The sequence below is a fragment of the Rhodococcus sp. 05-2255-3B1 genome, from assembly GCF_002258545.1.
GTDB lineage: Bacteria > Actinomycetota > Actinomycetes > Mycobacteriales > Mycobacteriaceae > Rhodococcoides.
Genome location: NZ_NOZC01000031.1, coordinates 232,674 through 250,938, shown reverse-complemented (window position 1 = coordinate 250,938; position 18,265 = coordinate 232,674). Strand labels below are relative to the sequence as shown.

Sequence of the window (18,265 nt, the reverse complement as noted above, 5' to 3'; positions counted from 1 at the left end):
GATTTCCCGGTTTCCGGTAGGAATTGCTCTGTGCACACGACATACCTGGTCCGACGGTTCACCGTCGACTTCTGTCGTACCTGCACCAACATGTGTTGTCGGTGACAAGACCCGACGCCCCTTCCCCTCCTCCCAGGACGGGACCCCTCTCTCGACGGCAGCGTTGCCGAAGATCAGCGCTCGACCGTGCACGGATTCGAGGACACATGACCACTCTGGAACAGACCGCAACTCTCACTCTCGACAAGCTCGGCCCGAGCTTCGGTGCCGAGGTCATCGGCCTCGACGTCGCGTCGGCGTCCGATCCGCAGATACACGCCGTGCGACGAGCCCTCGTCGAACACAAGGTTCTCGTGCTGCGTGGGCAGACGCTCGACGACGCGGGCCACATCGAATTCGGCCGCAGGCTCGGTGACCTCACCGCAGGTCATCCGGTGCACGACAGCGGTCACGTCGCCCCCGAGGTCTACGCCCTCGACAGCCAGGACAACGGATTCGCCGACGTCTGGCACACCGATGTCACGTTCATGGAACGCCCGCCGATGGGCTCGATCCTGCGTCCCGTCGTCCTACCGCCGCACGGTGGCGACACCAACTGGGCCGACAGTCAGCTCGCCTACGAATCGCTGTCCGCACCGGTCCGCCGAATGATCGACGGCCTCACGGCAATGCACGACGGCAACCGCGAGTTCGGCTACTACCTCGCGCAGAAGCGCGGCGGAAAAGGCAATGTGTGGGACGGCAAGGAGGTCACCGCGCTGGTCCCCGTCGAACATCCCGTCGTGCGGGTCCATCCGGAAACCGGCCGCAAGGGGCTGTTCGTCAATCCAGGTTTCACCTCCCACATCGTGGGGGTGTCGGAGGCCGAGAGCCGCGGAATTCTGGATCTGCTGTACGCGCACCTGACCAAGCCCGAACACATCGTGCGGCACCGCTGGCGGTTGGGCGATCTGGTGCTGTGGGACAACCGCAGCACCTCGCACTACGCCAATCGCGACTACGGCACCGAGCACCGCAAGATGCACCGCATCACGTTGCGAGGAGACATTCCCGTCGGACCCCGATAGTGCCCGGCCCGTCGGATCGAGGAAGATTGGCCGCATGGCGTCGTGGAGTGAACGTAGGCAGCAGTGGGTCGACAGTCGTGAGGAAGCGCGCAACAACGCGTCCAAGGCGGCTGCCGACTCCGGCGAGCAGCGTCCGCCCAACGCGTGGCCGTTCATCCTCGCCGTCGGCGTCGTCGTGGTGTTGCTGGTCGGCATCTTCGCGGCCTCGAAGTTCGCACCTGCCGAGGACAACGTGACGCAGGCCCAGTTGCTCACCGACGCCGTCGACGGATTCCTCGAGGCACAGAACACCGGCGACGCAGACTTGCTGCGCCAGAACACCTGCTTCGATCAGGTCGAGCGCCTCGTTCCGGGCGACGATGCGCAGTACCGAACCGATCGAGCAGGCGAGGTCGAGCGGAACGGCGAGACGTCGATCGACGGGGTGCCCTCCGACTATCAGGTCAACGGCGACCGCGGAATGGTCACGGTCCCGCTGAAGGAAGAGAAATCCGGAGCGCAGACCGACGACGTGTGGAAGTTCCTCCGCGTCGACGACAAGTGGCAGGTGTGCAATGTCTGATCTCGGTATGTGTGACGTAACGGCAAGTGACGGAAGGCTGATCCAGTGACCTACGCAGGTGACATAACCCCGGAAGCTGCCTGGGAGTTGTTGCAGAACAACCCCGAGGCCGTGCTCGTGGACGTTCGTACGCGCGCCGAGTGGCAGTACGTCGGAGTTCCGGACACCTCCGGCATCGACCGCCCGACGCACCTGATCGAGTGGGTCAGCTTCCCCGACGGTGCCCGGAACGCCAACTTCGTCGACGATCTCAAAGCCGCAGGCGTGGACGGCGATCGACCGGTGGTGTTCCTGTGCCGCTCCGGTCAGCGATCCATCGGAGCCGCCGAGGCCGCGACGGCAGCGGGCATCGGTCCGTCCTACAACGTGCTCGACGGCTTCGAAGGCGCCACCGACGCCGACGGCCACCGCGGAGCCACGGGTTGGCGTGCGGTCGGGTTGCCTTGGAGGCAGTCGTGACGAACCTTCCCAAAGGCGGCGGATTCGACAAGCCCTTGCCCGAGGGCGTGGGTCAGGGAACGCTGGGAGTGCGCGGCGGCCTGATGCGATCCGGCTTCGACGAGAACGCCGAAGCCCTCTATCTCTCTTCGGGTTTCGTGTACGAGAGTGCCGGTGCGGCCGAGCAGGCGTTCACCGGTGAAATCGATCATTTCGTGTACTCGCGCTACGGCAACCCGACGGTCAAGATGTTCGAGGAACGGTTGCGGCTGATCGAGGGTGCCGAGGCATGCTTCGGAACCTCGAGCGGGATGTCCGCGGTGTTCACCGCGTTGGGTGCATTGCTGAAGGCCGGTGACCGATTGGTCGCTGCGCGTAGTCTTTTCGGATCGTGCTTCGTGGTGTGCAACGAGATTCTGCCGCGGTGGGGAGTAGAGACCGTCTTTGTCGACGGCGAAGACCTCGAGCAGTGGGAGCATGCGCTGTCGGTGCCGACCACGGCGGTGTTCTTCGAGACCCCGTCCAATCCGATGCAGTCGTTGGTCGATGTCAGGCGCGTCTCCGAGCTGGCTCATGCGGCCGGCGCAACGGTGGTGCTGGACAATGTGTTCGCAACGCCGCTGCTGCAGCGCAGCCTCGAACTCGGTGCCGACGTGGTCGTGTACTCGGGTACCAAGCACATCGACGGCCAGGGGCGGGTTCTCGGCGGTGCCATCCTCGGCTCGAAGGAGTACATCGAAGGACCGGTGCAGACTCTGATGCGGCACACCGGCCCGGCGCTGAGCCCGTTCAACGCCTGGACATTGCTCAAGGGCTTGGAGACGATGCCGGTGCGGGTGCGGCATTCGGTGAAATCGGCGCTGCAGATCGCCGAGTTCCTCGAAGGCCATCCGGCGGTCAGATGGGTCAAATATCCTTTCCTGCAGTCGCATCCGCAGTACGAGCTGGCGAAGTCGCAGATGTCGGGCGGCGGTACCGTCGTGACGTTCGAGCTCGACGCTCCCGAGGGCGAGGGCAAGAAGCGTGCTTTCGAGGTGCTCGACGCCTTGCGCATCGTCGACATCTCCAACAACCTCGGCGACTCGAAGACGCTGATCACGCATCCGGCGACCACCACGCACCGCGCGATGGGGCCGGAAGGCCGTGCAGCAGTGGGCATCACCGACGGCGTCGTACGCATCTCGATCGGTCTGGAGGACACCGAGGATCTGATCGGGGATCTGGATCAGGCGCTGAAGTAGCTGGGTCAGAGTGTCACCGGTACCGGTTTGTCGATGAGGGAGTAGTGCGCGGCATCGCCTGCAACCACTCGGCTTCTCTCACCGTTCGGGTGTACCGGCACGTCGCCGGCCAAGGTGATGCGTTCGAGGCGGCGGTACTGATCGTCCCAGTCGGCGACGGCGTAGTGCTGGGTGGCACGGTTGTCCCAGATGGCCACGTCGCCGAGGCTCCAGGTCCAGCGAACAGTGTTCTCCAGCTTGGTCACTCGATTCTGTAGGAGATCGAACAGCGTCTGCGACTCCTTGGTCGACAATCCGATGAAGTTCTTCACGAAGTGACCGAGTAGCAGAGTCTTCTCGCCGGTCTCGGGGTGTACGCGGACGACTGGGTGTTCGGTCTCGAAGTATGTGGACTGGAACTCCTTTCGGTACTCCTCGGTCTTGTCGTTCCTGATCTTCTCTGCAGCAGTCGCCGAGTAGTCGTAGTTGTTCGAGTGCGTGGCCCAGAGGTTGTCCACCAACGCCTTCAGTGAATCCGGCAGCTGAGCGTAGGCGGCGGTCTGTGAGGCCCAGGTGGTGTTCCCGCCGTATTCCGGGAGGCTGACCGCACGCAGGATCGAGGCCTTCGGGATGCGGTCGACGAAGGTCACATCCGAATGCCAGCTGTTGGCCTTGCCGTATTCGGAGTCGATGGCCAGTGTCCTGGTGCCACGGGAGGTCACCGTCGGGTGCGGGGTGGTCGGCGACCCGAGCAATTCGGCGAACGCATACTGGCTTTCGTCGTCGAGATGGTGCTGGCCGCCGAAGAAGATGACCTTGTGCTCGAGCAGAGCCCGACGAACGAACTCGACAGTGTCGGCATCGAGATCGCCGCCGAGTCGCACACCCTCGATGCGGGCACCGAGGTTGCCGCCGATCTTGATCGCACGCAGAGCTGTCGTATTCTCGGCAAGAGTGTCCACCGACATGTCGATACCTTTCGCTGGTCGAAGACTGCCCGAATCACACCGGCGCAGTGCGTAATTCAACAAGCTGACCACTGTCGATCGTGGATGTACACAGTTCGATTCACCGTGATCTCAACACCACGATCTCAACACCACGATCTCAACACCACGATCTCGACACCACGATCTCGACACCAGGATCTCGACACCACGATCGATCGGTAGCGGTGTACCGGTGGACGTCAGTGCTCGAACACGCTGAGAACGGTGCGGAACTTGGCCGTGGTCTCGTCCAGCTCGGCGTCGGGGTCGGAATCGGCGACGATGCCCCCACCTGCCGTGGCCGTTCCCGAAAGTCCGTCTGCCGAGAGCTCGATACAGCGGATCGTCACCATCCACTCGCCGTCGCCGCTGCCGTCGGTCCAGCCGACCGCTCCGGCGTAGAAGCCGCGGGAGCCTTCGACGTCTGCGATCGCCGCCATCGCTGCCGCGCGGGGGACACCGGCGACTGCAGCGGTGGGGTGCAGTGCCAGCGCGAGGTCGAGCGCCGAGGTCTCGGGGTCGGCCAAGGTGCCGACGATCGGCGTCGACAGGTGCCACAGCTGCGGAGTACTGCTGAGCTGTGGCGACTCGGGCACCTCCAGCGTCTCGCAGAACGGCGTCAACGCAGCCCGGATCTCGTCGACGACGAAGCGATGTTCGGCCTGATCCTTCGCACTGGCCGCCAACGCCGCGGAGATGCGCGCTTCCTCGTCGGGGTCGGTCGATCGTGCGGCCGTGCCGGCGAACGGATGGCAGGTGACGATGTTGCCGCGCTTGCGAACCAACAGTTCCGGGCTCGCGCCGACGATGTGCCTACCCCGATGCGTGGCGGGGGACAGGTCCGCCAGGAAGCCGTTGCCCATCGGATCGCGTGAGACCAGAGCGCTGAGCACCGAGGCAGCGTCGATCGGGGAATCCGCGGTCACCTCGATGGCCCGCGCGAGGACGATCTTCTCGGCCACACCGGCTTTCAGCTGCTCGACGACATCCCGCACTCGCTGCACGTGCACGTCGGGATCGGGAATCTGTCGTGCGACGGTCACCTCGGGCAACGGCGGTTGAGCATCGACCGTCGACCAGGGTCCGTCGAGGCGGTAGAACTGCTCCGGCTCGATCAGGGCGGTGGCGTCGGACATGTCGAAAGGGATTGCGCCGACGACATTTCGGCCGTCCCGCACCGCAGCGACTGCGTCGGCGATATCGGGAAACGTGTGCCGGACACCCAGCCCGACGACGTGGTGATCATGGCGGGACAGAACGAATTCGAGAGTCATCAGAACGGGTTCTGCGTGCGGCCTACCAGGTCTGCGACGGAATCGAGAACTTTGGTCGGCCGGTACGGGTACTGCTCGACGGACTGGACCGTCGAGATCCCGGTGAGGACCAGGATGGTCTGCAGTCCGGCTTCCAGGCCCGAGAGCACGTCGGTGTCCATCCGGTCGCCGATCATCAGCGTGTTCTCGGAATGTCCGCCGATCGCGCGCAGGGCCGACCGCATCATCAACGCGTTGGGCTTGCCGACGTAGTACGGCTCCTTACCGGTGGCCTTGGTGATCAGCGCGGCCACCGAACCGGTGGCGGGCAGTGACCCCTCGCGGGACGGGCCGGTGGCATCGGGGTTGGTTGCGATGAAGCGCGAACCCCTCTCGACGAGACGAATGGCGGTGGTGATGGCCTCGAACGAGTACGTCCGGGTCTCGCCGAGCACCACGTAATCGGGGCTGGAGTCGGTGAGGGTGTAGCCGATGTCGTGCAGGGCGGTGGTCAGACCCGACTCGCCGACGACGTAGGCGCTACCACCGGGCCGCTGATTGCCCAGGAATGTCGCGGTGGCGAGGGCGGAGGTCCAGATCGACTTCTCCGGAATGTCCAGACCGGTGAATGCGAGACGCGCGCGCAGGTCACGGGGGGTGCGAATCGAATTGTTGGTCAGCACGATGAACGGGATCTCGTTGGCCTGCAGCTCGGCGAGGAACGTGTCGGCACCGGGGATCAGGTGATCCTCGTGGACGAGCACGCCGTCCATGTCCATCAGGTACGTCCACTGCTGAGGCTTCTCGGTTTCGCTCACCCATCCATTGTGAACTACGGCGGTCGCACCGAAGGCGTGACTACGGTACTAACTCGCCTGCAGTTCCTCGGCACGCCGGGAGTTGGCTCGGTGCTGTTGTCGCTCCCGGGCTGTCGTTCCGCCCCAGACTCCGAACGGTTCGTTGGCGGCCAGTGCGAATCGTCGGCACTCGTCGATGACCCCGCAGCCCGCGCACACCTGCTTCGCGCGGTCCTCCCGTGCGCGGCGAGCCGAGCGGCCTTCGCCGGACGGGGAGAAGAAGATCTCCGAGTCCTGTCCTCGGCACAGTGCGTCGACCTGCCAATCCCAGGATTCGGTGGTGGAGGAGATTCTGCGTTCGATCATGGCGATTGCGGTGTTCTTCGACGTGGCAGAGCTGTTCGGCATCGTGGCGACCCATTCCTTTCGTCGACGCTGCGCGAGACCCGGCCCGCACAGAACGATTCGCTACCGAAAAGGCTCGCCGGGTCGATGGTGCGACGCAATGATTGAAATCAGGCTGATTCGAGGGGCTGCGGTCGGTGCGTTGCCGACGGCTGCGGAGTGTTGCAGCTTCGCCGGGTGGTGCGAATTCGTGGCTAGGTGCAGATATGACTCGGCCGCTCAGGTTCTCCGCATTCGTCATGAACACCACCTCTCATATCGTGCACGGTGCGTGGCGCAAGCCGGAAGCGGAGCAGTCCGATTTCTCCTCGTTGGAGCATTGGGTGTCGTTGGCGAAACAACTCGAGCGAGGCAAGTTCGATTTCGTGTTCTTTGCCGATGTCGTGGGGCTGTACGACGACCATCGAGGTTCGTGGGAGAAGTTCGTCGAGTCCGGTTTGCAGATTCCCAGCAACGATCCCACCGTGATCGCGTCGGCGATCGCTTACGCGACAGAGCATCTCGGGATCGCCTTGACCTCGTCGATTCTGCAGGAGCATCCGTTCAACTTCGCGCGGAAGATGTCCACGCTCGATCACGCGTCGAACGGCCGTATCGCCTGGAACATCGTGACGAGCCTGTCACCCAACGCCTGGCGCAACTTCGGCTACGGAGACCTGGCTCTGCACGAGGATCGATACGCCTGGGCGGACGAGTACGTCGACGTCGTGTACAAGCTGTGGGAGGGGTCGTGGGACGACGGAGCTCTGTTGCAGGACAAAGCATCCGGTCGACACGGTGATTTCTCGAAGGTGCACAAGATCGACCATGTCGGTGCGCGCTACAGCGTCGAGGGCCCGCATCTCGTGACTCCGTCTCCGCAGCGGACACCACTGTTGTTCCAGGCCGGATCGTCGCCGACGGGCCGACGCTTCGCTGCGCGCAACGCCGAGGCCCAGTTCATCGCCTCTCCCACACCCGAGGCCGCGCGCTCGCTCATCGCCGACACGCGCCGTCTGGTCGTCGAGGCAGGGAGGTCCCCCGGAGACCTCGAATTCTTCCAGGGTCTGTCGTTCGTCATCGGTAGTACCGAGAGCGAAGCTCGACGCAGAGAAGCGGAGTTGGACGAATACGTCGACGACGAGGCGATGATCGCGCACGCTGCGGGTGGGATCGGCATAGATCTGGGCTCCTACGATCTGGACACCCCGATCGGTCAGGTGCAGGGAGAAGGCTCGCAGAGCACGTTGGCGTGGCTACGCGAAGCGATCACCGATCGAGAACCCACCGTTCGGGATCTGGCGCACATGCGGACTCGGAGCGGGCGGGTGGTGGGAACGCCGGAGTCCATCGCCGATCGTCTCGAACAGTGGCGCGACGCCGGCGTCGACGGGATCAACGTCATCAACTCGACGATCCCGGGCAGCTACCTGGAATTCATCGATCATCTGATGCCGGTTCTTCGGCAACGCGGGCTGGCGCAACGGGAGTACGGCCGGGGCACCGTCCGAGCCAAACTCACCGGCCGGGACAGACTGCCCGTGTCGCATCCGGCTGCCCGATACCGGGGCGCCTTCAGCTGACACCAGGCAGTTCGGAAACGTGGCAAGGGTTGAAATCATCGTGATTTCAACCCGAAAGACTACGCGCACTTGACTTTTCAATCTGACGTTCTATACATTCCTGTCACCATCCAGAGCGACCGAGAGACCTTGGCTCTACGACGTCGCAGCAACCCCGCCCTCGGGCGTGTGGGTGCTACCGCCAGGACCGATGGAGGAACTGCTGATGAACACCTGTATGCGTACGCCCGCCTGACCGATTCGCGTACTCACAGTCCACCCTTTCGAAAGGCACCACAGCGATGATCGCTGCCCATCCGCACCGGCGGCTCCGGTGACGCAACTTCAGATCTCGCCGACATCCACCGGTTCGAGCGACACCGCAGAACTGCCGGACGAGCAACTCGTCGTCGCCAGGAAGTGGCATCCGTGGCGTTGGGTCATCAGCGTCGCCACCCTGGTCGTGGTCGCTCAGTTCCTGCACGGGTTGGCCACCAATGCGGGATGGGACTGGGGCACTTTCGCTCAGTACTGCACGGCGAAATCGGTGCTCTCGGCTCTGTGGCTCACCATCCAGCTCACGTTCTGGGGGACCCTGATCGGCTTCGCCCTCGGCATCGCCCTAGCGGTGGCAAGGCTGTCGAACAATCCCGTCCTGCAAGTGATCTCGTGGTTCTACATCTGGGCGTTTCGATCCATTCCACTGATCGTGCAGCTGTTGTTCTGGTTCAACATTGCGTACCTGTATCAGACCCTGTCGCTGGGGATTCCGTTCGGTCCCAGCTTCTTCGAGTTCGACGTCAACAACGTCATCAGTGGCTCGACAGCTGCGATCATCGGACTGGCCCTGCATCAGGCTGCATACTCCGCCGAGATCGTCCGCGGCGGAATTATCTCGGTGGACCAGGGGCAGCTGGAAGCATCTGCAGCACTGGGTATTCCGAAGCGCCGAGAGTTCTTCAAGATCGTCCTCCCACAGGCGATGCGAGGCATTCTCCCCAACGCCGCCAACGAGGTGATCAGCCTGTTCAAAGGCACCTCGATCGTCTCCGTCATGGCCATCGCCGAGCTGTTCTATCAGGTTCAGGTCATCTACGGCCGAAGCGGCCGAGTCGTACCGCTGCTGATGGTGGCCACCGTCTGGTACATCATTCTCACCTCGATTCTGTCGGTGGTGCAGTACTACGTGGAACGGCACTACGCCAAGGGGGCCGTCCGCACCATCGAGCTCACGCCGATTCAGAAGCTACGGAAGAAACTGGCCGAGATCACCCTGGCCCCGCGAGGAGCAACACGATGACCACGCTCGATGCCGGCACGTCCAGATCGGAAACGAAGTACGCCGTCGAAGTGCGCGGGGTGCACAAGTCCTACGGTGCCCTCGAAGTTCTGAAGGGCGTGGACCTGACCGTTCGCCCCGGTGAGGTCACCGTGATCATCGGCCCGTCCGGATCCGGTAAGTCCACGCTGCTCCGTGCCCTCAACCACCTCGAGAAGGTCGACCAGGGCACCGTTCGCGTCGACGGAGACCTGGTGGGATACCGGCGCAAAGGTTCGAAGCTGCACGAGCTCAGCAATCGCGACATCCTGCGCCAGCGTTCGCAGATCGGTTTCGTATTCCAGAACTTCAACCTCTTCCCGCACCTGACGGTGCTCGAGAATGTCATCGAGGCACCGATCTCGGCGCAGAAGCGTAAGCGTGCGGACGTCGAGCCCGAGGCACTGGCATTGCTCGAGCGGGTCGGTGTCGCCGCAAAAGCGCACGACTACCCTCGTCGGCTCTCCGGTGGCCAGCAGCAGCGAGTGGCCATTGCGAGGGCACTGGCGCTACGCCCCAAAGTGATTCTGTTCGACGAGCCCACCTCGGCACTCGATCCGGAGCTCGTGGGCGAGGTGCTCGAAGTCATCCGTGGACTCGCCCGCGACGGTGCCACTCTGGTGATCGTCACGCACGAGGTGGGCTTCGCCCGCGAGATGGCCGACACCGTCGTGTTCATGGATTCCGGTGTGATCGTCGAACAAGGACCTCCTGCAACACTTCTCGATTCGCCGCAGCACGAGCGGACCAAAGCTTTCCTCTCCCACGTTCTGTAAACCACCTCACTTCAGCGAAAGACGGACAACACCCATGTCGAAACCATCACGCAGGCTGACGGTCGTGGCCGCAGCATTGGCCATCGTGGCGCTCACTGCGACCGCCTGCAGCGAACCCGCGGCCGAGTCGCAGGTCGTCACCGAGCAGGGACAAAGCTTCGACCTCTCGCCCGAGCAGACCGAACGAGTCCGGGTCGACAAGGTCGACGAGATCGCAGCGAAAGTGCCACAGGCCATTCGGGACCGAGGAACCCTGATCGTCACCGGCTCGGGCGGAACTGCGCCGCCGCTGCGCTTCTACGCCACCGACGACACCACCATCGTCGGATCCGAGGTCGACTTCTCCTACCTCGTCGGCGACATTCTCGGGCTGGACGTCGATCTGCAGGTTGCCGACTGGTCGCAGAACTTCGTCAAGATCGACTCCGGTGAGAACGACGTGTTCATTTCCAACGTCACGGTCACCGAGGAGCGCAAGGACAAGTACGACTTCGCCACGTACCGTCTCGACAACCTCGCCTTCGAGACCCAGAAGGACGCCGACTGGAAGGTCGAGAAGCGTCAGGACATCGCAGGCAAGAAGATCGGCGTCGGCTCCGGCACCAACCAGGAGCAGCTGCTGGTGGACTGGAACGAGGCCAACGTGGCCGAAGGTCTCGCGCCGGCGGAACTCGCCTACTACCAGAACACGTCCGATTACTACCTGGCGCTGGGATCGAAGCGAATCGACGGCTATCTCGGCCCCAACCCCTCTGCCGTCTACCACGCGGCAACCAGTGGGGAATCGAAGGTCGTCGGGACGTTCTCCGGGGCCGGCGATGCGTTGCAGGGCGAGATCGCGGTCCTGACCAAGAAGGACAACGGTCTCATCGAGGCCATCCACGAGGCACTGCAACATGCCATCGACGACGGCAGCTACCAGCGGGTCATCGATCGGTGGGGCCTCCAGTCCGAGGCCGTGTCCGAGTCCGTCATCAATCCGCCCGGGCTGCCTCGCAAGCCCGCAGCGTAGGTACACGGTGAAAGTAGTGGTCGTCGGCGGCGGCATCGTCGGAGCGTCGTCGGCGTGGCAGATCGCCGAACGCGGGCACGACGTCACCGTGCTCGAGCAATTCGGTCCGGGACACAAGAACGGTGCCTCGCACGGCAGTTCGCGGATCTTTCGGCATGCCTACGCCGACGACCACTACGTATCACTGGCCGCTCGGGCGCACACGCTCTGGCGAGATCTCGAAACCGCTACCGACACCGACTTGTTGGACATCACAGGGGCTGTGGATCATGGAGATCCGGCGACGGTGAATCCGAGGATCGACGCACTGAAGCGAGCCGGGCTCGAGTTCGAGGTTCTCGAACCGGTTGCTGCGCAGCGGCGGTGGACCGGACTTCGATTCGACACCACTGTGCTGTTCCATGCCGAGGCCGGGCGATTGCACGCCGATCGCAGCGTCACCGCAGCGACGGCAGCAGCTCGATCGCGCGGTGCGATCGTCGAATACGAGACGCCGGTGCGCGAGCTCTCCGGCTCCGACGTGGTGACGGACACTCGCACCTACGTGGCCGACGTGGTCGTCCTCGCTACAGGAGCGTGGACATCCGAGTTCGTGCCGCAGGGAGTGATTCCGCCTTTGGTCACCACCCAGGAACAGCCGGCACATTTCGTACCGTTGTGCCCGGACGTGGAGTGGCCGAGCTTCATTCATCATCCCGGTGCACTTCTGGATACGGCCGGCATCTACGGCTTGTCCTCACTCGACGGCATCAAGATCGGCGAACACGCCACGGGACCGGTCGTCGATCCGAACACCCGCGACTTCGTGCCCGAACCAGCGGGAGTCGATCGCCTGATCGCGTACGCACGCAACTGGCTCCCGGGAGTGAACGCCGATACGGCCGATCCGCTGACGTGTCTGTACACCAGTACGCCCGATTCCAACTTCGCCATCGGACGCACAGGCAACACCGTTGTCGCTGCGGGATTCTCGGGCCACGGATTCAAGTTCGCCCCTGCGGTCGGGGAACTGGTCGCAGATCTGGTCGACGGATAGACGAGACAGGAAGCACATGAGCGCAACGTTCGACCTGAACACCCTCACTGGCGATGCCGGTCCAGGGCGGCTTACCTTCGTCGAAGTCGATCAGAACGATCCACTCGCGGCGCCTCTGCTGCAGGAGCTGGCGAACGAGTACGCGTCCAGGTACGGCCGTAGTCCCGGCGTTCAGTACCAAGAATTGAAGTCGTATCCCGCGCAGGAATTCGCCCCGCCGGGCGGTGTGCTGGTCATAGCATTGTCCGACGGCGTTCCTGTGGCGGGAGGTGCGTACCGGCAGTACGACTCGGATACCGCTGAGCTCAAGCGTATCTGGACCTCGAAAGCGCACCGCGGCAGGGGATTCGGCAAGCGTGTCGTTGCCGAGCTGGAACGCAGCGCACGTGAGCGCGGATATCGTCGCGTGTATCTGACGACCGGGTGGAACCAGCCCGAGGCTGTGGCGCTGTACTTGTCAGCCGGATACACCCCACTGTACGACCGGAGCCTGCCGTCCAGGACTGTCGGATCACATCCCTTCGAGAAGAGTCTCGAATGAGCCCGTTGCAGTGATCAGCCGGCTCGGCTCGCGTTGTACGCGAGCGCTGCGGCAACCCAGAATTCCAGTGCTGTGTCGTTTGCCAGCGCGTCGGCGTCGACGGTGATCCATCCTTCGCCCATCGACCGGTCTCGACCCATCACGGCGTGGTGTGCTCCCTCCCGCTGGAGATACTCGGGTTCGCGCACACCGTCGACACGAACCAGCAGCGCACGGCTGCCTGTGCCGACACACACCACCATCTTGTCTCGTACCAGGAAAGCCAGACCGCCGAACATCTTGTGCTCGCGCAGACTTTCCTGGTCAGTGAGGATGTCGCGGACGCGATCTGCAAGAAGTTCGTCGTACGCCATGTGCTCGTACCCTCCAATGGTCGTTGCTCTCATCGAAGACCTCATCCGTATCGGACGCAACCGCGAAGCACCCCGTGTGTGGACTGTGTTGTCGGTAGCAGGTTGTGCACACAGCTGAGCGGTGTCCTCGAGGCAGTGCTGTGCCCTGAGACTGGTTCGGACCGTCAGGCGGGTTGTCGTGGTTCTTCGTCGCCGGGGTCGCCGTGGTTGTCGGGTGGGTAGAGGACCTCTTCTGGGTGGTGGGCGTGGTTGATCAGGCCTCGGCGTTTGGGGTCCATTCCGGCGGGTGGGTGCCACAGGGTGCGGCCCGGGTACCGGTGTCCTGCTCCGGTTTTGGTGGTGGCCCATTTGCCGGGGCCGGTGCCGACGAGTGCGTGGTGCATGTCGCAGCCGAAGGTGAGGGAGTCGATGTCGGTGTAGCCGCCGGTGTTCCAGTCGGTGACGTGGTGGGCTTGGCACCAGGTCGCCGGGCGGGTGCAGGAGGGGAAGCTGCAGCCGCGGTCGCGGGCGATGAGCACGATGCGTTGGTCGGCGGAGGCGATGCGTTTGGAGCGGCCGAGGTAGAGGGCTCGGCCGTGGTCGTCGAAGATCGTCAGGTAGTGGTGGGCGTGGGAGGCCATGCGGATCGCGTCGCGGATCGACACCCGTGATCCGGTGGCGGTCATGGCGTAGCCGCAGCCGGCTTCGAGGTCTTTGAGGGTCATGGTGACGATGGCGGTGACGGGTAGGCCTCGGTGGGTGCCGAGGGTGCCGGAGGCGAGGGTGTGTCGGAGCGCGAGTTTGAGGGCGTCGTGTTGGCGTTCGCGTTGGGTGCGGGTATCCCGCGCGGCGGCAGCGTCGCGTGCTGCAGCCTTACCCAGCGCTTCGTCGCCGTCGGTATCGGCATCGACTGTGTCGTCGGGCTCAGCTGTGCCCTCTGGTTCGATGGTGCCGTCGGGCCCTGTGCCGCAACCACAGTCGAGGCCGTCACCGCACCGGCCGTCACCGTCGCAGGGATCGTCGCCGTCGAATGAACCGTCGTTCCACAGTCCCGCATCGCTCCACAGTCCCTGATCGCTCGTCGAACGGTCGTCCGGCTCCGGTGGCGGTGGGGTGTCGGTATCGCAGACGCCACCGGATGTGGGCGAATCCGGTTCGGCTGCTGCAGGATCGGGACGCGCACCGTCGCTCGCAGCGGCAGGGCTCGTGCTGTCCTTGCCGCCGGTCTCGTCGTGGATGATCGATGTCGGGTCTGCGGGGTTGTTCACTCCGGGTTTCGCGGCTTTGGAGAACAAGGCTTCGAGGTAGGCCCGTAGTTCGGGGTCGACGCAGAATTTTCCTTCGGACATTCCGTCGGCACCCTGCTCACCGAGGTAGAAGAACGCATCCCTGCGTTTCGGTGGTTTCGGTGGCTTCCCGTCTTCGTCTTCGTCCTCGTCTTCGTCGTGGTCGCCGTCGGGATTGAGGATCGAATCCAGGTGCGCCAACAACGGTGCGAAATCGTCGGGTCGCCTGGTCGAGGCGTAGCCCGCCAGTTGCTCGTCGGCGAGCTCGCGCGTCTGCGGATCGACATCCCGGGGCAGATGGCGGAAGAACTCGCGGATCATCTGCACATGCTTGGCATCGAGCAACCCCGCCCGCAACGCAGCAGCAGTGTGCGGCAGCAACGGCGGCAGGACTTCCCCGGAGAAGGCGGTTCGGTCACCCAACTCGGCAGCCAGACGGACCCGTGCTCCTGCTGCTCGTGGGGTGATCCGCAGCATCCACGCCACCGACGACGGCACCGATCCCGGGTATACATCGAGGCCGTGCTGAGAGATGAGTTCGTTGAGCCAGGTGTACGAGTGCGCCGTCAGGGATCTGGTCGCCGTTTCCATTCGTTGGATCACCGCGCGCCGGTCCGCGTTCGACCACGCTACCGACGACTGTTCCGCTAATTCCGCGATCGCGGACTCGACCCGGTCGACCAACACAGACAAGTCGGGATCGGACACCTCGGGGGCGGGCGGCACCGTCTCGATGCCGTCCACCCCTGATCCGCCGTCCCCCGAAAGCATGCACAGAATCTATCGCGACCCACTGACACACTTTCGAACACACGTTCTCCGCATGGGCACGCTGCGAGACGGTCGGACCGAGCAGAATCGCCAACCTGGAATCGGTATGTGGCGCATAACAGATGGATCGATAGTGTGACGTTGTCGATTCTGCGTAACGCCGAGTCGCGCCAGCGCTGGTCAGGGCGTTCAATAACGGTCAAGGCCGACGTAACGACCACAGCAGCGGCGCTGGTTTCGGTGACGATCGTGCTGCGTGTCAGTAACTCCGCCACTCGTGTGTCGAGCCGGTGTCCGTCAGCTTCGTGTGACCCAATGGGGATGATCGAGATGAACGACGCGTTTCGCTTTTTCGCTTCGTGCAGTTCGCCGAGAGAATTGGTCACCCGACTCCAATTCGGCACGACGGAATTGTGGTCCGAGGACGTCGACCTCCCCACTAGTTGGCGGTATATGGCCGACTTGATCGACTCCGATAGAGGGCTGCTCGCCGAATTGGACGGCGCAGTGTCCATACCGGTCGTCGAGACCCTCACTGCGACGGCGGAACTGTGCAGACAATCGGCTAGCGAGCGTGTGTTCGCATCCGACTGGATGCTGCTGCGGCGTGCGTTGGCGTGGCTCGAACGCACAGGTTCCGAAGTCGACTACGCGCTACTTGCTGTGGCCGACGAGTTGACGCTGATCGGGCTGGATGCTGCGGAGCAGGATTTCTCGGTCGCAACTTGGCTGTGTGTGGATGTATTGGATCGGTTCGCCGCGGCCGACGAAACAATCGGCTATTGGGTGCGACGCGTGTGCGATCACGAATCGAAGAGGTCAGAGCAACACATCGATTCGGAACCTATCGGCAGCGAAGGCGCTGAATTGACCGTTGCCGTCTGACTGTTGGGGTGATTCCGGCCGCCGCCCATTCCGAGTCCCACCTCGTGCGCAATTCCTACCCCGGTTGGCAACTGCGCCGACCCTCTCGTAGTATCGGGAACGTAGGACCATCCAGAGCGACCGAGAGACCTGGCTCTATGACGTCGCAGCAACCCCCCGCTTGTCGGGTGAGGGTGCTACCGCCGGGACCGATGGAGGAATTTACGTGAACACCCGAGTCGCCTCAGGTTTCGTCGACGGTTGCCGCCGTCTCCATGTGGATCTGTGCCGTCTGAACGGTTCGACCTGTCTTAGCTGACATTTCGGCACCGTACTTTTCGACACCACACCTCACCTTCTGCACGACCTCCTTCCTGGGCACACGTGGCTCGGACGCGGGAGTTCGTGTGCGATCGACCAGATACCGGAGACACCCACGTGTCCACTCGCCCTGTTCTTTTGGTGGCCGGAGTAATCGCCGCCACCGCCACACTGCTCGCCGGGTGCGCTGGTAGCGCCACCACCTCGAATGCCGATGCCGGCCCCGCCCAGCCGGGCGGCACGCTGCGCTACGGCCTGTCCGGGGCCCCGACCTGCTCCGACCCCGCGCAGTCCGGCACCAATCAGACGATCTATGTCACCCGACAGGTGGTCGACTCACTCACCGATCAAGATCCGGAGACCGGCGAGATCGAACCGTGGTTGGCCGAGAGCTGGGAAGTGAGTTCCGACACGAGGTCGTTCACCTTCCAGCTGAAAGACGGAGTGACGTTCAGCGACGGCACCCCGCTCGACGCCACCGCCGTCAAGGACAATTTCGATGCCATCACCGGAACCCTCGGTGCCGCCAAGGCGCCGCTGGCCGCCAGCTACCTGACCGGCTATCAGGGTGCCATGGTCGTCGATCCGCTCACGGTTCGCATCGAGTTCTCGGCACCCAATGCGCAGTTCCTCCAGGCGAGTTCGACACCTCAGCTGGGAATCCAGTCCACTGCGACGTCGGCGCAGTCGGCCGAGTCGCGGTGCTTGGGTACCAACATCGGATCTGGACCGTTCACCTACGCGGACTACCAGCAGGACCGCTCCGTCACCTTGGCCAAGCGAACCGGATACAACTGGGGCTCTGCGGTATTCGGCCACGAGGGCGAGGCGTACCTGGACCGCATCGAATTCACCATCGTGCCGGAGTCGGGTGTACGTACCGGCAGTTTGTCCTCCGACCAGCTCGACGCGGTCAGTGACGCGCTGCCGCAGGACGCGCCGCAGATCGAGGCGGTCGGTGGCCGGATCCTCACGACATCCAACCCCGGCGTTCCGTTCGGCATTCAGCCCAACGTCACTCGCGGTGCGCTGCAGGACCCCGCCGTTCGGACGGCTCTGGTGCCGGCGATCAATCGTCAGGAACTCGTCGACACGGTCCTCGGACCGGACTTCCGAACGGCCACAAGCACATTGGCCAGCGCTACCCCGGGCTACGTCGAACTCGCAGATGTCACTTACGATCCCGAGAAGTCGAAGTCGCTCCTCGACGCCGCGGGCTGGGTTCCCGGTGCTGACGGAATACGCGAAAAAGACGGACAGAAGCTGAGTTTCGAGGTCATGTACTCGGCCGTGTTCGCCGGCAACCAGGCGGTCCTGGAGCTGACCCAGCAGCAGTTGCGCGCGGTCGGCGTCGACCTACAGCTCGAGCTGGTGTCCACGTCGGAGGCGACGGCGCGGCAAGGCACCAAGGACTACGACTCCACGTACTACAACAGCACCCGCGCCGACGGCGACATTCTGCGCACTTCGTTCGCAGTCGACGGCCGCAACCTCAATGCGCGCGGCCCGATTCCGGATCTGGATGCATCGTTGACGGAGCAGCTCTCGGCCACGGACGTTGCAGCGCGCAACGAGATTCTCGCAACCGCGCAGGAACAGATCCTCGACAACGGATTGTGGATCCCCACGATCGAGCTCTCGCAGGCCGTCGGCGCGGCTTCGGCGGTGCAGGATCTGAAGTTCGAGGCCTCGGCCCGCCTGCAGTTCTTCGACACCTGGCTGAGCGGGCAGTAGCG

18 protein-coding genes and 2 riboswitches are annotated in these 18,265 nt (G+C 63.7%); of the genes, 12 read left to right on the top strand and 6 right to left on the bottom strand.

Features of this window, described 5'->3' with window-relative positions; genetic code table 11:
• Positions 1-206 precede the first annotated feature (206 nt).
• From CH249_RS18575 to CH249_RS18560, 4 genes are read left to right on the top strand one after another with little or no spacing between them, the layout of a single operon-like run.
• On the top strand, positions 207-1,067 hold the full coding sequence (locus CH249_RS18575; RefSeq protein WP_094630958.1) for a TauD/TfdA family dioxygenase: 861 nt from the start codon (positions 207-209) through the stop codon (positions 1,065-1,067).
• A gap of 34 nt (positions 1,068-1,101) precedes the next feature.
• A complete protein-coding gene (locus tag CH249_RS18570; RefSeq protein WP_094681958.1) occupies positions 1,102-1,629 on the top strand; it encodes a hypothetical protein in 528 nt (175 codons plus the stop codon).
• Positions 1,630-1,674: 45 nt separating this feature from the next.
• Positions 1,675-2,088, top strand: coding sequence for a rhodanese-like domain-containing protein (locus CH249_RS18565; protein WP_032397134.1), 414 nt, complete (start codon positions 1,675-1,677; stop codon positions 2,086-2,088).
• Positions 2,085-3,308 (top strand): O-succinylhomoserine sulfhydrylase, encoded by a 1,224-nt coding sequence (locus CH249_RS18560; protein ID WP_094681957.1) that lies wholly within the window; start codon positions 2,085-2,087, stop codon positions 3,306-3,308. Before CH249_RS18565 ends, CH249_RS18560 begins: the two co-directional genes overlap by 4 nt.
• Before the next feature lie 5 nt (positions 3,309-3,313).
• Here CH249_RS18560 and CH249_RS18555 read toward each other — a convergent pair whose 3' ends face one another.
• The 4 genes from CH249_RS18555 to CH249_RS18540 all read right to left on the bottom strand — a co-directional run bounded on the left by CH249_RS18555 (position 3,314) and on the right by CH249_RS18540 (position 6,734).
• Entirely contained in the window at positions 3,314-4,255 is a 942-nt protein-coding gene (locus CH249_RS18555) for a TauD/TfdA family dioxygenase (RefSeq protein ID WP_052049994.1), read from the bottom strand.
• A 221-nt stretch (positions 4,256-4,476) separates the two neighbouring features.
• Complete coding sequence (locus tag CH249_RS18550) at positions 4,477-5,550, bottom strand: isochorismate synthase MenF (RefSeq protein WP_094646781.1); 1,074 nt, start codon at positions 5,548-5,550, stop codon at positions 4,477-4,479.
• A complete protein-coding gene (locus tag CH249_RS18545) occupies positions 5,550-6,308 on the bottom strand; it encodes an HAD-IIA family hydrolase (protein WP_094631006.1) in 759 nt (252 codons plus the stop codon). Before CH249_RS18545 ends, CH249_RS18550 begins: the two co-directional genes overlap by 1 nt.
• Before the next feature lie 87 nt (positions 6,309-6,395).
• Positions 6,396-6,734, bottom strand: coding sequence for a WhiB family transcriptional regulator (locus CH249_RS18540; protein WP_373453506.1), 339 nt, complete (start codon positions 6,732-6,734; stop codon positions 6,396-6,398).
• 203 nt (positions 6,735-6,937) lie between these two features.
• Between CH249_RS18540 and CH249_RS18535 the strand changes: the two genes are divergently transcribed.
• From CH249_RS18535 to CH249_RS18510, 6 genes are all read left to right on the top strand, one after another.
• Positions 6,938-8,293, top strand: a complete 1,356-nt coding sequence (locus CH249_RS18535) for an LLM class flavin-dependent oxidoreductase (RefSeq protein ID WP_094646782.1) — start codon at positions 6,938-6,940, stop codon at positions 8,291-8,293.
• Positions 8,294-8,396: 103 nt separating this feature from the next.
• Positions 8,397-8,490, top strand: a riboswitch (SAM riboswitch).
• A gap of 131 nt (positions 8,491-8,621) precedes the next feature.
• The gene (locus CH249_RS18530) at positions 8,622-9,572 is read left to right on the top strand and encodes an amino acid ABC transporter permease (RefSeq protein WP_094646875.1); all 951 of its coding nucleotides are present in this window, start codon (positions 8,622-8,624) and stop codon (positions 9,570-9,572) included.
• Positions 9,569-10,366 carry an amino acid ABC transporter ATP-binding protein gene (locus tag CH249_RS18525; protein ID WP_094681956.1) on the top strand — a complete coding sequence of 266 codons (798 nt, stop codon included), beginning with the start codon at positions 9,569-9,571 and terminating at the stop codon, positions 10,364-10,366. The genes CH249_RS18530 and CH249_RS18525 overlap by 4 nt, the downstream gene beginning before the upstream one ends.
• A 34-nt stretch (positions 10,367-10,400) precedes the next feature.
• A complete protein-coding gene (locus CH249_RS18520) occupies positions 10,401-11,378 on the top strand; it encodes an ABC transporter substrate-binding protein (protein WP_094646784.1) in 978 nt (325 codons plus the stop codon).
• Between the two features lie 7 nt (positions 11,379-11,385).
• Complete coding sequence (locus CH249_RS18515; protein ID WP_094646785.1) at positions 11,386-12,414, top strand: FAD-dependent oxidoreductase; 1,029 nt, start codon at positions 11,386-11,388, stop codon at positions 12,412-12,414.
• 16 nt (positions 12,415-12,430) lie between these two features.
• Complete coding sequence (locus CH249_RS18510) at positions 12,431-12,955, top strand: GNAT family N-acetyltransferase (RefSeq protein ID WP_094646786.1); 525 nt, start codon at positions 12,431-12,433, stop codon at positions 12,953-12,955.
• 14 nt (positions 12,956-12,969) lie between these two features.
• Here the strand turns inward: CH249_RS18510 and CH249_RS18505 are convergent, their stop codons facing one another.
• Both CH249_RS18505 and CH249_RS18500 read right to left on the bottom strand, forming a co-directional pair.
• A complete protein-coding gene (locus CH249_RS18505; RefSeq protein ID WP_094646787.1) occupies positions 12,970-13,308 on the bottom strand; it encodes a TfoX/Sxy family protein in 339 nt (112 codons plus the stop codon).
• A 164-nt stretch (positions 13,309-13,472) separates the two neighbouring features.
• On the bottom strand, positions 13,473-15,344 hold the full coding sequence (locus CH249_RS18500) for an HNH endonuclease signature motif containing protein (protein ID WP_094699014.1): 1,872 nt from the start codon (positions 15,342-15,344) through the stop codon (positions 13,473-13,475).
• A 135-nt stretch (positions 15,345-15,479) separates the two neighbouring features.
• On the opposite strand from CH249_RS18500, the gene CH249_RS18495 reads away from it, so the two are divergent.
• Positions 15,480-16,229: a hypothetical protein gene (locus CH249_RS18495; RefSeq protein WP_143544541.1), complete on the top strand. Its 750-nt coding sequence runs from the start codon at positions 15,480-15,482 to the stop codon at positions 16,227-16,229.
• 104 nt (positions 16,230-16,333) lie between these two features.
• Positions 16,334-16,427: riboswitch (SAM riboswitch) on the top strand.
• Positions 16,428-16,646: 219 nt separating this feature from the next.
• A complete protein-coding gene (locus CH249_RS18490; RefSeq protein WP_094681954.1) occupies positions 16,647-18,263 on the top strand; it encodes an ABC transporter substrate-binding protein in 1,617 nt (538 codons plus the stop codon).
• Positions 18,264-18,265: the final 2 nt, after the last annotated feature.

Excerpts from the sequence above, each read along its gene's own strand:
- CH249_RS18575 (WP_094630958.1), top strand. The coding sequence starts at position 207 with ATGACCACTCTGGAACAGACCGCAACTCTCACTCTCGACAAGCTCGGC.
- CH249_RS18570 (WP_094681958.1), top strand. The coding sequence starts at position 1,102 with ATGGCGTCGTGGAGTGAACGTAGGCAGCAGTGGGTCGACAGTCGTGAG.
- CH249_RS18555 (WP_052049994.1), bottom strand. The coding sequence starts at position 4,255 with ATGTCGGTGGACACTCTTGCCGAGAATACGACAGCTCTGCGTGCGATC.
- CH249_RS18550 (WP_094646781.1), bottom strand. The coding sequence starts at position 5,550 with ATGACTCTCGAATTCGTTCTGTCCCGCCATGATCACCACGTCGTCGGG.
- CH249_RS18545 (WP_094631006.1), bottom strand. The coding sequence starts at position 6,308 with ATGGACATGGACGGCGTGCTCGTCCACGAGGATCACCTGATCCCCGGT.
- CH249_RS18540 (WP_373453506.1), bottom strand. The coding sequence starts at position 6,734 with ATGCCGAACAGCTCTGCCACGTCGAAGAACACCGCAATCGCCATGATC.
- CH249_RS18535 (WP_094646782.1), top strand. The coding sequence starts at position 6,938 with ATGACTCGGCCGCTCAGGTTCTCCGCATTCGTCATGAACACCACCTCT.
- CH249_RS18525 (WP_094681956.1), top strand. The coding sequence starts at position 9,569 with ATGACCACGCTCGATGCCGGCACGTCCAGATCGGAAACGAAGTACGCC.
- CH249_RS18520 (WP_094646784.1), top strand. The coding sequence starts at position 10,401 with ATGTCGAAACCATCACGCAGGCTGACGGTCGTGGCCGCAGCATTGGCC.
- CH249_RS18510 (WP_094646786.1), top strand. The coding sequence starts at position 12,431 with ATGAGCGCAACGTTCGACCTGAACACCCTCACTGGCGATGCCGGTCCA.
- CH249_RS18505 (WP_094646787.1), bottom strand. The coding sequence starts at position 13,308 with ATGGCGTACGACGAACTTCTTGCAGATCGCGTCCGCGACATCCTCACT.
- CH249_RS18500 (WP_094699014.1), bottom strand. The coding sequence starts at position 15,344 with ATGCTTTCGGGGGACGGCGGATCAGGGGTGGACGGCATCGAGACGGTG.